General features: G+C 67.8%; 12 protein-coding genes and 1 tRNA gene. 5 read left to right on the forward strand and 8 right to left on the reverse strand.

Features of this window, described 5'->3' with window-relative positions:
* Positions 1–53: 53 nt before the first annotated feature.
* The 7 genes from OG735_RS21590 to OG735_RS21620 all read right to left on the reverse strand — a co-directional run bounded on the left by OG735_RS21590 (position 54) and on the right by OG735_RS21620 (position 9365).
* Positions 54–1109, reverse strand: coding sequence for a restriction endonuclease (locus OG735_RS21590; RefSeq protein WP_327324818.1), 1056 nt, complete (start codon positions 1107–1109; stop codon positions 54–56).
* A gap of 209 nt (positions 1110–1318) precedes the next feature.
* The gene (gene pknB / locus OG735_RS21595) at positions 1319–3298 is read right to left on the reverse strand and encodes a Stk1 family PASTA domain-containing Ser/Thr kinase (protein WP_327324819.1); all 1980 of its coding nucleotides are present in this window, start codon (positions 3296–3298) and stop codon (positions 1319–1321) included.
* Positions 3299–3466: 168 nt separating this feature from the next.
* Positions 3467–4936, reverse strand: coding sequence for a peptidoglycan D,D-transpeptidase FtsI family protein (locus tag OG735_RS21600; RefSeq protein WP_327324820.1), 1470 nt, complete (start codon positions 4934–4936; stop codon positions 3467–3469).
* The gene (locus OG735_RS21605) at positions 4933–6333 is read right to left on the reverse strand and encodes an FtsW/RodA/SpoVE family cell cycle protein (protein ID WP_327324821.1); all 1401 of its coding nucleotides are present in this window, start codon (positions 6331–6333) and stop codon (positions 4933–4935) included. The genes OG735_RS21600 and OG735_RS21605 overlap by 4 nt, the downstream gene beginning before the upstream one ends.
* 25 nt (positions 6334–6358) lie before the next feature.
* Positions 6359–7855, reverse strand: a complete 1497-nt coding sequence (locus OG735_RS21610; protein ID WP_327328404.1) for a PP2C family protein-serine/threonine phosphatase — start codon at positions 7853–7855, stop codon at positions 6359–6361.
* Between the two features lie 129 nt (positions 7856–7984).
* A complete protein-coding gene (locus OG735_RS21615) occupies positions 7985–8500 on the reverse strand; it encodes an FHA domain-containing protein FhaB/FipA (protein ID WP_327324822.1) in 516 nt (171 codons plus the stop codon).
* 10 nt (positions 8501–8510) lie between these two features.
* Positions 8511–9365 carry a DUF3662 and FHA domain-containing protein gene (locus OG735_RS21620; RefSeq protein WP_327324823.1) on the reverse strand — a complete coding sequence of 285 codons (855 nt, stop codon included), beginning with the start codon at positions 9363–9365 and terminating at the stop codon, positions 8511–8513.
* Positions 9366–9683: 318 nt separating this feature from the next.
* On the opposite strand from OG735_RS21620, the gene OG735_RS21625 reads away from it, so the two are divergent.
* The 5 genes from OG735_RS21625 (at position 9684) to OG735_RS21645 (ending at position 14713) form a co-directional block, all read left to right on the forward strand.
* A tRNA-Leu gene (locus OG735_RS21625) sits at positions 9684–9767 on the forward strand.
* A gap of 631 nt (positions 9768–10398) precedes the next feature.
* Complete coding sequence (locus tag OG735_RS21630; RefSeq protein ID WP_327324824.1) at positions 10399–11223, forward strand: hypothetical protein; 825 nt, start codon at positions 10399–10401, stop codon at positions 11221–11223.
* A gap of 304 nt (positions 11224–11527) precedes the next feature.
* A complete protein-coding gene (locus OG735_RS21635; protein WP_327324825.1) occupies positions 11528–12040 on the forward strand; it encodes a potassium channel family protein in 513 nt (170 codons plus the stop codon).
* A 577-nt stretch (positions 12041–12617) separates the two neighbouring features.
* Positions 12618–12812 carry a hypothetical protein gene (locus OG735_RS21640; protein WP_327328405.1) on the forward strand — a complete coding sequence of 65 codons (195 nt, stop codon included), beginning with the start codon at positions 12618–12620 and terminating at the stop codon, positions 12810–12812.
* 14 nt (positions 12813–12826) lie between these two features.
* Positions 12827–14713 carry a glycoside hydrolase family 15 protein gene (locus tag OG735_RS21645; RefSeq protein ID WP_327324826.1) on the forward strand — a complete coding sequence of 629 codons (1887 nt, stop codon included), beginning with the start codon at positions 12827–12829 and terminating at the stop codon, positions 14711–14713.
* Positions 14714–14971: 258 nt separating this feature from the next.
* Here OG735_RS21645 and OG735_RS21650 read toward each other — a convergent pair whose 3' ends face one another.
* Positions 14972–16297, reverse strand: coding sequence for a chloride channel protein (locus tag OG735_RS21650; protein WP_327324827.1), 1326 nt, complete (start codon positions 16295–16297; stop codon positions 14972–14974).
* Between the last annotated feature and the right edge of the window lie 98 nt (positions 16298–16395).

Below are 16395 nucleotides of genomic sequence, written 5' to 3' on the forward strand. Positions count from 1 at the left end.
CGCAACTTACCTTTGCGACTTCGGGCCCTTTCCCTGCTTCGATGCCGCGTCGGCTACCTGAGTGCGTTCAGCGGCGTGCCCGCGCTCCAGGCCTCGAGCAGCCCTCGGTGTACGGCGGTGATACCGCCCTCGGCCGAGATGTTGAGGGCGTCCCTGGTAAACGGGCACGTCGCTACGTAGAGCGCGACGTCGGCCTTGTGCAGCACCTTGGCGGCCCCGAGGAACTTCTGGATGTCGGGGCTCGTCACAGAGTTGTGGGGCGCGAACCTCTTGCATTGGACGACGAGTGGGCGTCCGTCAGGGGTACGCCCTGTGATATCCACGCCTCGGTCACCATGGCCGCCGCGTACGACGACGTCGGTGCAGCCGTCGCGGCGCAGGAGGTCGGCGACGTGATCTTCGAACTCGTTACCGTTCATGGCGTCGATGGCGCCCATGACTCCGGCGAGTACCCGGTCTTTCCGTGGGCCTTCGAGCCGCCGTAGCTGAGAGTGGTGGTGGCAGAGTCTGCGCTCGACGCGCTGGATGTCCTGGCGTAGGTCGATGAGTTCCCTTCGGTGTTCGCTCGAGGTCTCGATGAGGGCGTTGAACATGGGGACGACGGCTGTGCCGAGGATGTGGGTGATGCGCCGGTCGATGCAGTCGTCGAGGGAGTCGGAGGGGGAGTCGGAGGGGGAGTCGGCGGGGTTGTGGACGGAGTTGTCCACAGGGGCGGTGCGTGCCGTGTACTCCATGTCGAGGAGGTATGTACGGACCTGACGTGCGACTTCGCTGTCGCGGAGCAGCATCGCGACGTTGAGGACGGCCCTGCGTGTGAACAGGGCCAGGGAGCGCGTGCGCGAGTGGATTCCACTGACTCGCTTAAAGCGAGTCAGTTCCTCACCGGCCAGCACACGGTAACCGTTGGCCTCCAGCTCGGAGCGGTGATCGGACACCAGGTTGTAGATGACCGTCTCTGCCACTGCGAAGTACGTCGCGACCATTGCCGTCGTCACATGCATGCCGTCCGGCAGCAGCGACAGCGTCTTGACTCTGTCAAGCACCTCTGTTCGCGCGACAACACCCTTGCGTAGCGACCTCGACTCCAGCAGTACGGCTTCGTTGATCACGTGCCCGTCCCTGTCTACTCGTGTAATTGGCGGTGCGGCCAGGGCGGAGCCCGAGTCCCCGCCCCATCCGGCCCAACGAGTCGGGACATATGAAGACACGACCGATGGTCGAGACTGTGCGCGAGGCGGTCGACGGCATAAGGAGAGCCCCGGCACCTTTGGTTGGGTGCCGGGGCTTCTGCCTTACGGAGTGCGGGTACGGAGGGCTGCTAGCCGCCGCCGAAGGTTCCGCCGTTAACGCCGCCGCCGTTGTTCCCGTTGCCCCCGCCGTCACCGGCGAAGGTCCTCACATTGACCTGCTGATTCGGCGTCGCCGGCTGACCGGCCTGCGGGTCCTGGGCAAAGACCCGGGCGTTGTCGTCGTTCGGACCGTCGACGGTGCCGAGCTGCAGTCCCGCCTGGGCGAGGAGCTGCTTGGCCTGGCCGAGTGTCTGCGCGATCAGCTGGGGCACCTGGGCGGTCTGCTGCGGTGGTCCCTTGGAGACCTTCAGCGTGACCGTGGTGTTCTTGGCGGCCTTCGAGTTGCCCGCCGGGTCCTGCTCGATGACCTCACCCAACGGCTTCTCCGAGTCGACGTCGTTCCGGACAACCTGGAACCCGAGGGTCTCGAGCTGGCTCTTGGCGGCGTCGAACTGCTGGCCCACCACCAGAGGCACGTTGATCTTGGTCTGCTTGGCCACGGTGAGGGTGACCGTCGAGTTCTTTTCGGCCTGAGAGCCGCCCTGTGGGTCCTGCTTGAGGACTGTGCCCGGCTCCCGGTCGGACTCGATCTCCTTGGTCTCGACCTTGAAGACCTTGCTCACCAGGATGTCCGTCGCCTTGTCGACCGGCTTGTCGGTGACGTCGGGGACCTCGATCTTGGGGGCGCCCTCGGAGACGACGACCTCGACCGTCTCCCCCTGCTTCATCTTGCCGTCCTTGGGAGTCTGGCTGCAGATGCTGCCCTTCGGCTGGTCGCACCGCTGAGTGCCGGACTTCTGGATCTTGACGCCCGCGTTGATCACCAGCTGCTCGGCTTCCTGGTACGGCTTGCCCACGAGCAGCGGCACCGGAACGGTGCTGTTGTTGCCGTCGCCGCCGCCGAAGACCGACTTGCCGATCAGTACGGCTCCGACCAGCACGAGGATGCCCGCGAGTACCAGCAGGATCGTCGAGGTGTTCGACTTCTTCTGGCGGCGGCGGTCCGGGCGGTCGTCGAAACCGCCGTAGCCGCCGTCGTCCGGGTTCACCGGCGGGAGCATCGAGGTCTGGCCGGCCGGGTCGGCCTGGCGCAGTGCCGTGGTCGGCTGGTCGTCCGGGGCGTAGCCGCCGTAGCCGACCGCGCCCATCGCCGCCGTTGCCGCGACCGGCTGGCCGTCGAGGCAGGCCTCGATGTCGGCGCGCATCTCGTCGGCCGACTGGTAGCGGTAGTCGGGGTCCTTGACCAGCGCCTTCAGTACGATCGCGTCCATCTCGGGCGTGATCTCGGGGTCGAAGTTGCTGGGCGGCTGGGGCTCTTCCCGTACGTGCTGATAGGCGACCGCGACCGGGGAGTCCCCGACGAACGGCGGTCTGACCGTCAGCAGCTCGTAGAGCAGACAGCCGGTGGAGTAGAGGTCGGAGCGGGCGTCGACCTGCTCGCCCTTGGCCTGCTCCGGGGAGAGGTACTGGGCGGTGCCGATGACTGCCGCGGTCTGCGTCATGGTCATTCCGGAGTCGCCCATCGCGCGGGCGATGCCGAAGTCCATGACCTTGACCTGGCCGGTGCGCGTCAGCATGACGTTCGCCGGCTTGATGTCGCGGTGGACGATGCCGGCGCGGTGCGAGTACTCCAGCGCCTGGAGGATGCCGATGGTCATCTCGAGCGTGCGCTCGGGCAGGAGTCTGCGCCCGGAGTGCAGCAGCTCTCTGAGCGTGGACCCGTCGACGTACTCCATGACGATGTACGGGATCGAGACCCCGTCGACGTAGTCCTCGCCCGTGTCGTAGACCGCGACGATCGCCGGGTGGTTGAGCGAGGCGGCCGACTGGGCCTCACGGCGGAACCGGGCCTGGAAGGACGGGTCGCGGGCAAGATCGGCCCGCAGCGTCTTCACGGCGACGGTGCGGCCGAGCCGGGTGTCGTGGGCGAGGTAGACCTCCGCCATGCCACCACGGCCGAGCACCGAGCCCAGTTCGTACCGGCCGCCGAGGCGACGCGGCTCTTCCATAGCTGTTCCAGCCCTCTCCGTCAGTCCTGACCGCACCCGTGTGTGGTCCGGCGGTGTGCTGTTCGCGCATACGCTACCGGGCACGCCGTGCCTGGTCCGCCCGCGACGGTCACCTGATACCCGACCGGTATCGCAATGTGCAGGTATGGACAGTGGACGTGATTCGCGTCACTTCTTGCTCTCCAGTACCGCCTGCATTACATCGCGGGCGATGGGACCGGCGAGACCGCCGCCGGTGATGTCGTCGCGAGAGGTGCCGCTGGAGTCCTCGACGACGACCGCTACGGCGACCGGCGATCCGCTGTCGGTCTTGGCGTACGAGATGAACCAGGCGTACGGCCGCTTGCTGTTGTTCTCGCCGTGCTGGGCGGTGCCGGTCTTGCCGCCGACCGTGGCGCCGTTGATCTTGGCCTTGCCGCCGGTGCCGGTGGGGCTCTCGACGACGTTCTCCATCATTTGCTGGAGGAGCTGCGCGTTCTTCTGGGAGAGCGGGCGGCTCATCTCCTCCGGCTCGTTCTTCTTGATGACGTCGAGGTTGGGCGCTTCCAGCTGGTCGATCATGTACGGCTTCATCAGCTTGCCGTCGTTGGCGATCGCCGCGGCGACCATGGCCATCTGGAGGGGGGTGGTGGCGGTGTCGAACTGGCCGATGGAGGACAGCGCGTTGCTGGAGCGGTCCATTGTCTTGTTGTAGACGGAGGCGGCCGCACGGACCGGGGTGTCGATCTCGGGGTTGTTGAAGCCGAACTTCTGCGCCGTCTCCAGCATCTTGTCCCGGCCGACCTGGTCACCGAGCTTGGCGAAGACGGAGTTGCAGGAGACCTCGAGTGCCTTCATCAGGCTGGCGTTCTTGCAGCCGTTGGCGTGGTTGACCATCGGCGTGCGGGTGTTGGGCAGGATGTACGGCTCCGGGGTGTCCGTCGCCGCGTTGATGTCGTCGACCTCGCCGTGCTCCAGCGCGGCGGCGGCGGTGACCACCTTGAAGGTGGAGCCGGGCGGGTAGACCTCGCGCAGTGCGCGGTTGAGCTTCGGCTTTTCCTTGTCCTTCTCGAGCGCGTTCCACGCCTTCTCGTCCTTGCCCGCGTATCCGGCGAAGGAGCTCGGGTCGTACGAGGGGGTGGACGCCAGCGCGAGGATCTTGCCGGTCTTGGGGTCGATCGCGGCGACGGCACCCTTCTTGGAGCCGAGGCCCTTGTAGGCGGCCTTCTGGGCGGCGCCGCTGAGGGTGGTGACGACGTTGCCGCCGCGCTTCTGGTCGCCGGTGAACATCGCCATGGTGCGGTCGAAGAAGAGCTGATCGGAGTTGCCGGTGAGGACGCCGTCCTCGAGCTTCTCGATCTGGTTGGCGTCGAAGGCCTGCGAGGCATACCCGGTCACCGGCGCCCACATGGGGCCGTCGACGTAGGTGCGCTTGTATTTGAAGTCCGTGTCGTTCGTTTCGGCGGAGCCGGTGATGGGCTTGCCGTCGACGATGATGTTGCCGCGCTCGTAGGCGTACCGCTCGATCTGGACGCGACGGTTGTACTTGTGCGAGTTCAGCTCGTCGGCTCGGACGTACTGGAGCCAGTTGTCCCGGATCAGGAGGGCGAGGACGAGAAGCCCGCAGAAGATCGCGATTCGGCGCAGGGGCTTGTTCACGGTCGGACCACCTGGGTCATCTCGGCGTCGGGGGACGGGGCGGGTGCCGGCGCGGGACGGCGCGCGGTGTCGCTGATACGGATCAGGATGCCGACAAGGGCCCAGTTGGCGATCACGGATGAACCGCCCTGCGCGATGAACGGCATGGTCATACCGGTCAGCGGGATGAGGCCCATGACACCGCCGGCGACGACGAAGACCTGGATGGCGAAGGCGCCGGAGAGGCCGATCGCCAGGAGCTTGCCGAAGGGGTCGCGGGCGGCGAGGGCGGTGCGCACCCCGCGCTCGACGATCAGGCCGTAGATGAGCAGGACGGCCATCATGCCGGCGAGACCGAGTTCTTCGCCGACCGTGGCGAGGATGAAGTCGGAGTTGGCGGCGAAGCCGATGAGGTCGGAGTGACCCTGACCGAGGCCGGTGCCGAGGGTGCCGCCGGAGCCGAAGGCCATGAGGGACTTGGCGATCTGCTCGCTGGCAGCCTCCTTGCCCCAGCCGGCGAAGGGGTCGAGCCAGGCAGTCACGCGTTGCTGGACGTGTGGTTCGAAGGTGGCGACGCCGACGGCGCCGGCCGCTGACATCAGCAGACCGAAGACGATCCAGCTGGTCCGCTCGGTGGCGACGTACAGCATCACGACGAACATGCCGAAGAACAGCAGCGAGGTACCGAGGTCGGTCTCGAAGACCAGGATGAGGATGGAGATCGCCCAGACGACGAGGATGGGTCCGAGGTCGCGGCCGCGGGGCAGGTAGAGGCCCATGAAGCGGCGGCTGGCGAGGGCCAGGGCGTCGCGCTTCACCATCAGATAGCCGGAGAAGAAGATCGCAATGATGATCTTGGCGAATTCGCCGGGCTGGAGCGTGCCGACGCCGGGGATGTTGATCCAGATCTTGGCGCCGTTCACGGCGGGGAAGAAGACCGGCAGAACCAGCAGGAACAGCGAGACCACCATGGAGATGTAGGTGTAGCGCTGCAGGATGCGATGGTCCTTGAGCAGGATCAGTACGCCGACGAAGAGGGCGACGCCCACTGCGGAGAACATCAGCTGCTTGGTTGCGGCGGGGGCGAAGGTCTTGAGTGCCTGGAAGCGCTCGGACTGGTCGAGACGCCAGATGATCGCCAGGCCGAAGCCGTTGAGGAGCGTCGCCAGTGGGAGCAGCAGGGGGTCCGCGTACGGGGCGAATTTACGGACCACGAGGTGGCTGACGGCCGCCAGCAGGCTGAGCCCGATTCCGTATCCGAGCATGCCGGCCGGGAGTGCGCCGTTGATGGCGAGGCCCACGTTGGCGTACGCGAACACGGAGATCGCTACGGCGAAGACGAGCAGCATCAGCTCGGTGTTGCGGCGGCTCGGTGCTTCGATCGCGCCGATCGTGGTGGTGTTGGTGACAACGCTCATGGTGGAGAAGGCCCCCTACGGCCGATTACTGCTTTCCGCAGTTCGAGGCCAGCTTCTGCTCCTCCTCCGAGAGGGTGGGACCCGGAGACGGAGTGGCTGCGGTCGGCTTGGTCTTGGCGTTCTGGGTGGTGGGCTTGCCGGTGGTGCCACCGGCCTCGCCCTCACCGGGCGGTGGAGTGCTCGCGCGGTCGGCGGCGTCGCGGCGCTGCTCGTCCTTCTTGCAGGCAGCGGCCTGGTCGGCGAGCTCCTGGACCTTGGTTCGCGCCTTGTCGAGGCTGTCTTCGGTGATCGTCGCCTCGACCTGCTTGCGCTGGTAGGGCGGGAGGTACTTGAGTTCGATCTCGGGGTGGTCCTTCTGGACCTTCGAGAGCGAGACCCAGGCGAGGTCCTGGCTGATGCCCTGGTAGAGGGCGACGTGCTCGTCCTTGGAGCCGACGAAGTACTGGGTCTGGGTCCAGCTGTAGCCGCCGTACAGACCGCCGCCGACGACCGCCAGCGCGAGCACGCCGTAGAGAGATCTCTTCAGCCACTTGCGGCCGCCGCGGGGCTTGATGAAGTCCTCGTCGCTGTACGCGCCGAAGCTGCCCTCGGGCGGCATTCCGCCGTACCCCATGCCGTCGCCGCTGCCGGGCGGGCCGAAGCCGCCGGAGGTCTGCGGCGGGACGGGGCGGCCGAGGCCGGCCGCGCGGCCCGCCGGGGTCTGCATGGCGCCGCCGTCGTTCAGCTGGAGCTGGTTCTCGGCGACCGCGCCGACGACGACCGGGGTGTCGCTGAGCTGCCCGGCCAGGGAGTCGTTGGAGTCGGTGTCGAGGACGTCCGCGACGATGCAGGTGATGTTGTCGGGGCCGCCGCCGCGCAGTGCGAGCTGGATCAGCGCCTGCACGGTCTCCTGCGGGCCCTGGTAGTCGGCGAGGGTGTCCTCCATCGTCTGGTGGGAGACGACGCCGGACAGTCCGTCGGAGCAGATCAGGTACCGGTCGCCGGCGCGGACCTCGCGGATGGAGAGATCGGGCTCGACATGGTCGCCGCTGCCCAGCGCGCGCATCAGCAGGGAGCGCTGCGGGTGGGTGGTGGCTTCCTCTTCGGTGATCCGGCCCTCGTCGACCAGCCGCTGCACCCAGGTGTGGTCCTGGGTGATCTGGGTCAGTACGCCGTCGCGGAGCAGATAGGCGCGGGAGTCGCCGACGTGCACGAGGCCGAGCCGCTGGCCGGTCCAGAGCAGGGCGGTGAGCGTGGTGCCCATGCCTTCGAGCTGGGGATCTTCCTCGACCATCAGCCGCAGCTGGTCGTTGGCGCCCTGTACGGCCGTACCGAGCGAGGTGAGGATGTCCGAGCCGGGCACGTCGTCGTCGAGCGTGACGAGTGTGGAGATGACCTCCGAGGAGGCGACCTCGCCGGCGGCCTGGCCGCCCATGCCGTCGGCGATGGCCAGGAGGCGGGGTCCGGCGTAGCCGGAGTCCTCGTTGCCCTCCCGGATCATGCCCTTGTGCGACCCGGCGGCGAAGCGCAGAGACAGACTCATGCGCACCTCGCCCGTCGGCTCGGGGTACAGCCGGTCTCGAGCCACACTGCCCACCCTCCGGTCGGGAGCCCGTGCCGGTCCGCTGTCGGGACCGTTGCGGCTCGCTCGCTCCGCTCGCTCATTGTCGTACTACTTCCGCAGCTCGATGACGGTCTTGCCGATGCGGATCGGCGCGCCCAGCGGAATCGGTGTCGGGGTGGTGAGTCGGGTCCGGTCGAGATATGTGCCGTTGGTGGACCCGAGATCCTCGACGATCCACTGGCCGTCACGGTCCGGGTAGATCCTGGCATGCCGGCTGGACGCATAGTCGTCGTCCAGCACGATCGTGGAGTCGTGTGCCCGGCCCAGGGTGATGGTCTGGCCCTGCAGCGCCACCGTGGTGCCCGTGAGGGTGCCCTCGGAGACGACGAGTTTGCTGGGCGCACCGCGGCGTTGGCGGCCGCCGGTGGCCTGTTGGCGCTGCTGCGGTGGCGCAGCGGCCTGGCGCGTCTGCTGCGGACGCGCGTCGGCATTGCGGCGTGAGCCGCGCTGCGTGACGCGCGTACCGAACAGGTCGCTTCGGATGACCTGAACGGCCACGATCACGAACAGCCACAGAACGGCCAGGAAACCTAGCCGCATGACCGTCAGGGTCAGCTCTGACATTGCCCCCGCTTCACCCTTCGGCTTGCCGGTAAACGATGGTGGTGCTGCCCACGACGATCCGCGAGCCGTCGCGGAGCGTAGCGCGGGTGGTGTGCTGCCCGTCTACCACGATGCCGTTGGTAGACCCGAGATCCTGGATCGTCGAGGGCGTTCCGGTCCGGATCTCACAGTGCCGGCGCGAGACGCCGGGGTCGTCGATCCGCACATCGGCGTCGGTGCTGCGACCCAGCACCAGCGTCGGGCGGGAGATCTGATGGCGGGTGCCGTTGATCTCGATCCAACGTCGTACTTGGGTGCTCGGCAGCGGTCCGGGACCGGGTGCCGGGCGTCGGTCCGCGACGGGCGCGGGGCCGGGGCGGCCGACGCCCGGAGGGGGCGCGGCCGGCATGGGAGGTGCGGCGGTGGGCGGGTAGCCGTAGCCGCCGCGGGCGCCGCCCTGGGGGGCGGCGGGGCCGGGGCCTGCCGGAGCCCGTTCCGGGGACTGTGACGTACTCGACGCGAGAGTGCGGCTGCGCACCCGGTACAGGCCGGTGTCGAGGTCGTCCGCCTTCTCCAGGTGGACCTTGATGGGTCCCATGAAGGTGTAGCGCTGCTGCTTGGCGTAGTCGCGGACCAGTCCGGAGAGTTCGTCGCCGAGCTGGCCGGAGTACGGGCTCAGACGCTCGAAGTCGGGCGCGCTGAGCTCGACGATGAAATCGTTGGGTACGACGGTTCGCTCGCGGTTCCAGATCGTCGCGTTGTTGTCGCACTCGCGCTGGAGGGCGCCGGCGATCTCGACGGGCTGGACCTCGGACTTGAACACCTTGGCGAAGGTGCCGTTGACCAGACCTTCGAGTCGCTGCTCGAACTTCTTCAGGACTCCCATGGGGCACCTCCTCCGTCGTTGCCGTCCTGGTACTGCTTACTGATCGTATCCACGCGTCGGGAAATCGGCTGGTTCCCCTTGTCTGCCCCGTCGATGAGTGTCACCTCTCACACGGATCGTAGAGGCGGCCTCATGACAGTGTCCCGCACCCAGGGTGCACCCAGAAGGAGTGGGGGGCTGCCGCCCTCCGTTCCCTCTGTTCGCCGGCCGGGTCCGCCAAACAATCTGATGTGAATCCACCCTGGGCCGCGTGCTAATCTTCTGGAAGTCGCCAGGCGCTCGCACCGAACAGGTGGGGGACGGGCGGCAACACCCAATGCGCGGGTGGCGGAATAGGCAGACGCGCTGGATTCAGGTTCCAGTGCCCGAAAGGGCGTGGGGGTTCAACTCCCCCCTCGCGCACAAAGAGAAACCGACGAAACGGGTTCTCACCAGAGACGAAAGTCCTGGTGAGGGCCCGTTTCTCGTTGCTCGGGGAGCGTGGCCGACCGAGTCGGTACGTACAGGGCGGTTTATACGTGAATGAGCCCACACCATGACATGCCTCACGGTGCGGGCCCTGCTTGTTTGATGATCTTCAGTTGGTGGGGCTGGAGCTGATCATTAGCCGGTGGGTGCCAGGTGCCCGGTCTGCGGGGGCGCTCTCCGTTGAGGCGAGCGTCTCGACCCAGTTTTTGATCTTCCGGGATCGCGGTCGTCCCCGTCCCGGACGTACCAGTCGGCGTCGGGGTCGGTGGAGGGCTCGAGGCCCCCGATGAGGCGTTGGGCTTCTTCGCGGGAGAGGTGCTTGTTGGCCAGGAAGGGGAGGGGGCCATGGCGTCGCGCATCGGGCGAAACATCCGTGTCGCCCGTCATCGACCCCATGGCCGTCCGTTAAGCTCGCGCCGCCACACAGGTTCCGATCTTCACGGAGGGCAGGACGGCGAGGATCAATCGCGAGCGTCTCGTCAGAACGCTGACGTTCTGGCTGCGTCCCGCCTTTGCATTGCGAGTCTTCAACCGGTTTCAGAAGATCGTTGGCTTCGACCGCTCGATGGCCCTGGCGTCCAGCGCTCTCACCGCACTGGTTCCGCTCGTAATCCTCTACAGCGCCGTCCTGAGCGACTTCGTCCGCTACGACTCCGCGGAGCGGATCATCAAGCGCTACAGCCTCACCGGAGCGGGCGCCGAGGCAGTCGCCTCTCTCTTCTCCCCTGTCGAGAGCACCAACGTGAGCGTGGGCATCTTCGGGGTGGTGTTCCTGACGATCTCGGTGCTGAGCTTCGCGCGAGCCTCGCAGCGGCTCTTCGAACAGACATGGGAACTCAAGCCCCTCAGCATGCGCAACACACGAAACGGCCTGTGGTGGATCCTCACTCTTGGTGGCTACGCAGTGGTCATCGGGTGGCTCTCCGCAGTCGTTGGCGGGAGCGGGCGAGGTCTGGTGACCGCGGCCACTGAGGCACCGGTTACCGCCGTGTTCCTTGTCTGGAGCGGCTGGATCCTGTCAGCGAAGCGGATCACCTGGCCCGACCTGATCCCTTTCGGCGTCACCGCAGCCGTTCTGACAGCGGTCTACTCCGTGGGCGCAACCCTCTACATGCCGCGTCTCTTCAACGCCTCCGTCTCACGCTACGGGGTGGTCGGTGCCGTCTTCGCGATGATCTCGGCTCTCTTCGCAGCCATGCTTGTCCTCGTCGCATCGGCTGCACTGGGACGAGAAGTACGAGACGAGCTCAGTCGGATCCGTCAGGGCCAGCGTCCTTCCGACCATGAGGTCCGCCTGCAGTGGGACAGCGTGGTCGAGCAGACACGGTCACGTTGGCGCACGGCACGGGAACAGGTCTCTCATCGTCGGATCAAGGGCGCGGACCACTGATGTGCGGGGCCGGCCACCACCGGCATCCACGTGCCGAAGATCCCGCACCCCTGGCCGGGCGATGCGAAAGCCGTCCGGCGCTTCAACGACCCTGGCTGCCAAGGATCGGTACCGCTCAGCGGCTCGCCGACGGGAGGCCCGGCCATCCCGGTGACCGCGTGGTGCGCCTACCGCACGGCGACCAGGGCGCCGGGAAGGGTGAAACCACGAGCCGGCGACAGCGCGGTCACGGCATCGGGTACATCGGGACGGAACCGTGGGCAGGACTTCGGGTAGGGGCCGCCGAGAGGCGTTGCGCGCTGTCGTGCGTTCGCTGCTGACCGCGGGGATCCTCGTCATCGCCTACTACCTGCTACCGCTCGGTTCGGCCTTCACCGCCCGCACGGTCATCGCGCTCGTCGGCGGTATCGCAGCGGTGGCAGTGCTCCTGTCCTGGCAGATCCGAAAGATCACACTGTCCCCGCGGCCCGAGCTACGGGCCATGGAAGCCCTGGCGACGACCCTCCCGCTTTACGTGCTTCTGTTCGCCACGGCCTACTTCCTGATGGAGCGCAGCGTTTCGAACAACTTCAGCGAGTCGCTGTCGCGGACTGACGCGCTGTACTTCACCATGACCGTCGTCAGCACGGTCGGCTTCGGAGATGTCAGCCCGCGCAGCGAATCGGCCCGGCTGCTGGCCACAGGGCAGATGGCGGTGAATCTCGTGCTGATCGGCGTGGCTGCCCGGCTCCTGGTGTCGGCGGTCGAGCAGGGCAGACTGCAACCGGACCGCACAGCAGCCGCAGGCCGGGACACCGGGACACCGGATGCACGGTGACTGCTGACCCGTATCCGAAGTTGTTCAGCGACTTACATCAGTGGCTGACTGTGAGGATGCCGGTGGTGCCGCCCTGGGGCCGGCGGGCTGCCGGCGTCACGTGTGGAGCCCTCCTCGTGACGGCGCTTGAGCCGCCGGAAGGACCTCTTGGGCACCGGTCGGGAATCTCGCAAGACTCGCCGATCTCGGGAGGCAGAGGGACATTGAGTGAGGAGGAGTACCAGCAGGCGAAGGCCAAGGTGCTCGTGACCTGGACAGCCGGCCCAGGGGGCGCCGGGCCGCCATGTGGGTCGGCGGCTGACACGCCGAATCGAGGCGGTCATGCGTGCGGTGACGGTGGTACCCGGAAGAGCGGCTCGCTGGAGCTGAGTGAGGTCGCGGAGCCGGAGGTCGAGTCCGGGTCCATGGTCGTGGAGTCTCTCGCCGTCGGGGTCTCCAGCACAGACGCGGAGATCGCCGACGGCCAGTCAGCCGGGGTGGTCGCCGCGGGCGGGCTTGTCCGCCTCACCGGCGTCGGCTCGCTGACGGGAGCCGGTCCGCGGGCGGCATCGAGGACGGGCTCGCCACGTGGGCCGTTCTGCGGAACCTCGCGGCCTTCGGCTCCGTCGATGCCGACCGCCGACACCACTACCTGGCCGCCAGGGAGTTCGCCCGAGCCGACCGGGGCCGGCTGGAAGGACTTGTGACACGTCGAGTCGCCCAGCGCGACATCGATCAGGCACTCGACCGGGACCAGACCGGCATCAAGGTGATTGTGGACTTCACGTCCTGAGGGAGTTGAACGACATGGCCAGGACCGATTACCCGCCGATCTCCGACTACGCCTTCCTCAGCGACTGCCACTCCGTGGCGCTGGTGAGCCGCGACGCGTCGGTGGAATGGGCATGCTTCCACCGCTTCGACGGGAGATCGGTCTTCGCCCGCATGCTGGACCGGGACCGTGGCGGCTACTTCCGCATCGCCCCGGTGGGACAGTTCACCACCACCCGTCGCTACCTGCCGGACACGAACGTGCTGGAGACCCGCTTCGACACGGCCACCGGAGCCGTCACGGTGACGGACTGCCTGCCGGTGCGCGAGGACCTCACCCACCCCGGCCGGGTCGAACGGCGGCCCCCGGACGGACTGCTGCTGCGCACCGTGCGCAGCGAGTCGGGCACAGTCGAGATGGAGCTGGAGTTCGCCCCCAGGTTCGAGTACGGGATGACCGTCCCGTACATGGAACTCACCGACGAGGATCTGGCCGTGGTCACCGGCGGCCCGGACTCCCTGCTTCTGCAGAGCGGGCTGGCACCGCTCAAGGTCGACGACCTCGGCAACTGCACCGCGCGGACTGCCCTGACTGAGGGTCAGGTCGCCCACGTGGCTCTCACCTACGCGCAGGCCGGGGCACTGACCATCGAGCGTCACTCCCTCGTCGACCTGAACGGCAGGCTGGCGGAGACCGTGGCGTTCTGGACCAACTGGGCCGCGCGGTGCACCTACCAGGGCCCCCACCGCGACGCCGTGGTGCGTAGCGCGCTCGTGCTCAAGGGACTCATCTACGACGACACCGGCGCCCTGGCCGCGGCCCCCACCACCTCGCTCCCCGAGGAGATCGGTGGAGAACGCAACTGGGACTACCGCTTCACCTGGCTGCGCGACTCCGCGGCGATGCTGGGCGCTCTGGGCGCCATCGGGTATCTGGAGGAAGCGGGGCGGTTCGGTGACTGGCTGCTGCGCACGACCGCGGGCCGGGCCGAGGACCTGCAGATCATGTACGGCATCGGCGGTGAACGGCTGCTGCACGAGGTCGAACTGGACCGTCTGGAGGGCTACCGCTCCTCTCGCCCGGTCCGGGTGGGAAACGGCGCGTGGGACCAGTTCCAGCTGGACACGTACGGCGAACTGCTGGAAGCGACGATGCTCCTCCTGAAGCTGCGCGGCCAGCAGATCATCGCCCCGCACGGTGCGCGGTTCCTGCGCGACGTGGTGGACCTCAACATCAAGCGCTGGCAGGAGCCCGACGAGGGTATCTGGGAGGTCCGTGGCGGGCGCCGGCATTTCGTCTTCTCCAAACTGATGGCATGGGCCGCCGTCGACTGCGGCATCCGCCTCCTCGGCATGGCCCCCGAGCTGGCTCAGGAGCCGGGGTTGCGCGAGCGTTGGGAGCAGGCCCGCCAGGAGATTCGGACGGCCTTGGAGACCAAGGGAGTTGACGCCAAGACCGGTGCGTTCCTCCAGGCGTTCGACCACGACGAACTCGACGCATCCTCGCTGCAGGTGAGCCTGCGGGGCTTCCTGCCGTCGAACGACCCCAGGATTCTCGCCACGATCGACCGGACGGAAGCCGAGTTGACCCGCAACGGCCATGTCTACCGTTACCTTGGGGCGGACGGCCTGTCGGGCGAGGAGGGCTCGTTCGTCTTCTGCACCCTGTGGCTGTCGGCCGCCCTGGCACGTGCCGGCCGCACCGAAAGAGCAGAGAAGTACCTCGCCGGCGTCCTGGACCGCGCCAACGACCTCGGCCTGCTGGCGGAGGAGATCGACCCCGACACCGGGGAGCAACTCGGCAACTTCCCCCAGGGGTTCAGCCATCTCGGCGTCATCTCGGCCGCACTGCACCTGGCCTACGCCCAATCCGGAGCCGACGTGCCCTGGCCTCCCCGGCGGTGGGGCACAGACGAGGACTGAGCCGCCCGGCGTGCTCCAGGCCTTTGCGGGTCGGAAGGGCAGGCCAAGGAGCACGCGCGCCGCGGACAACGCCGCAACCGGCAGTCATCCTCCTGGTACTCGGGGTCTCCGGATCGGGGCAGGACCACCGTGGGGTCGATCCGGCTGATTCCTCGGAGCGGACCGATGCCGGAGCGCTGCGTCTCCTCTCTCACCCAGGCCGGCAGGAACACCTTGAGGGACCCGCGAAACCGCAGACCAGAGCTCGGCGGCCGGCCCTCACGGCGCGGGCGTTCGCAGGGTTCGACGACCGCGCAGGAGCTCCGCGCACACGAAGGACACCACCGAGGCAACGACGAGGACGGGCATCTGCGCCAATGCATCAGGCCCCAGGAGCAGTGTCGCCAGAACCATCCCGGCGATCGGGAGGCGCAGTACCGCCGCGCCGGCTGCAGCCAGTCCCACAGCCAGCCCGGATGCCAAGCCGAAGCCGGGCAATGGAGAGCAGAGCACGGCCGCCGCCGCACCGATCAACAGTGCCGGAAAGACGGGTCCTCCGCGCAGGGCCGCCAACGAGAACGTCCAAGCGAGCCCCTTGAACACCAGCAGGAGAATCAGCGCTGAAACGGGCCAGGCATGTGGTGCAGCAGCCATGTCGGCCAGCGTCGTCTGGCCCGACAACGCCGCCTCCTCCGGTGAACGGCCCGTACTCAGCCCGTACCCGGCGGCGAACACCCCGACCGCGACGGCGCAGGCCACCGTCCGCGACGCCGGCCGCTTCGCCGTCCACTCGGCAATCTTCGTGGCGAGTGTCATCGCCACCACCGAGCCGACCGCAATGGCTGCGGCAAGTGGGATCCCCCACAGGAAGTCACCCGGGCTCAGAGCCTCACTGGGAGGCAGTACCGGAAGCGAGAGTGCGCCGGTGCCCAGGCCGGTCCATCGCCCGAAACCCGTGAACACCAGGGCGCCGACCCCACTCGCGAGCATGCACGGCAGGATCAAGGCAATCAGTTGGGAGCCGCCGATCCCCACCGCCTCGATGATGAGCACGAAGGCCACCAGCGGGTTTCCGAAGACTGCCGAGATCGCGGCGGTCGCCCCGGCCGTCCCCAGGACTGCCGTCAGCTGTGGGGCCTGCGCGCGGTGGCTTGCCCGAACGGCCAGCAGCGCCAGCCCGCTGCCCAGCGCCATCAACGGCGCCTCGGGGCCGAGTACCGCCCCCAGCGACAGGCTCGCCAACGCGGCCACGACCACACCGGGTACCGCGGACGGAAGGACCGGGCCCCCGCCCACCCCATCCACAGGGAGGTGACCGCCGTGCCCCGGGAACACGGACACGACCCAGGCCACGATCAGGCCCGCAACAGTCAGCAACGGAAGGGGCCACCACCATGGAACCGCGGAGTAGCCGAGAGCGTGCGGCACATCATCCCAGAGCCAGTGCTGCGCGGCGTGCTCCAGTACGAGGAACCCGAAAGCAGCCAGGGAAACGGGGACACCGACCAATGCGGACAACGCCAGCACTTTGAGGTAGCCAGGATCGCTCAGCATCTTGTCGAGCTCGCGGGTCTCCTGGGGTTCCATCGCCCGTTCCTCCGACACAACCGCCTCCTCCGAGGAGGGCCTGTCCGCGACTCCTCTGGCCAGGCTGTGTGACATCACAGGACCAGCGCACCCGCAGGCCCAGCGAACTGGGCCGA

Source organism: Streptomyces sp. NBC_01210 (assembly GCF_036010325.1).
GTDB lineage: Bacteria > Actinomycetota > Actinomycetes > Streptomycetales > Streptomycetaceae > Streptomyces.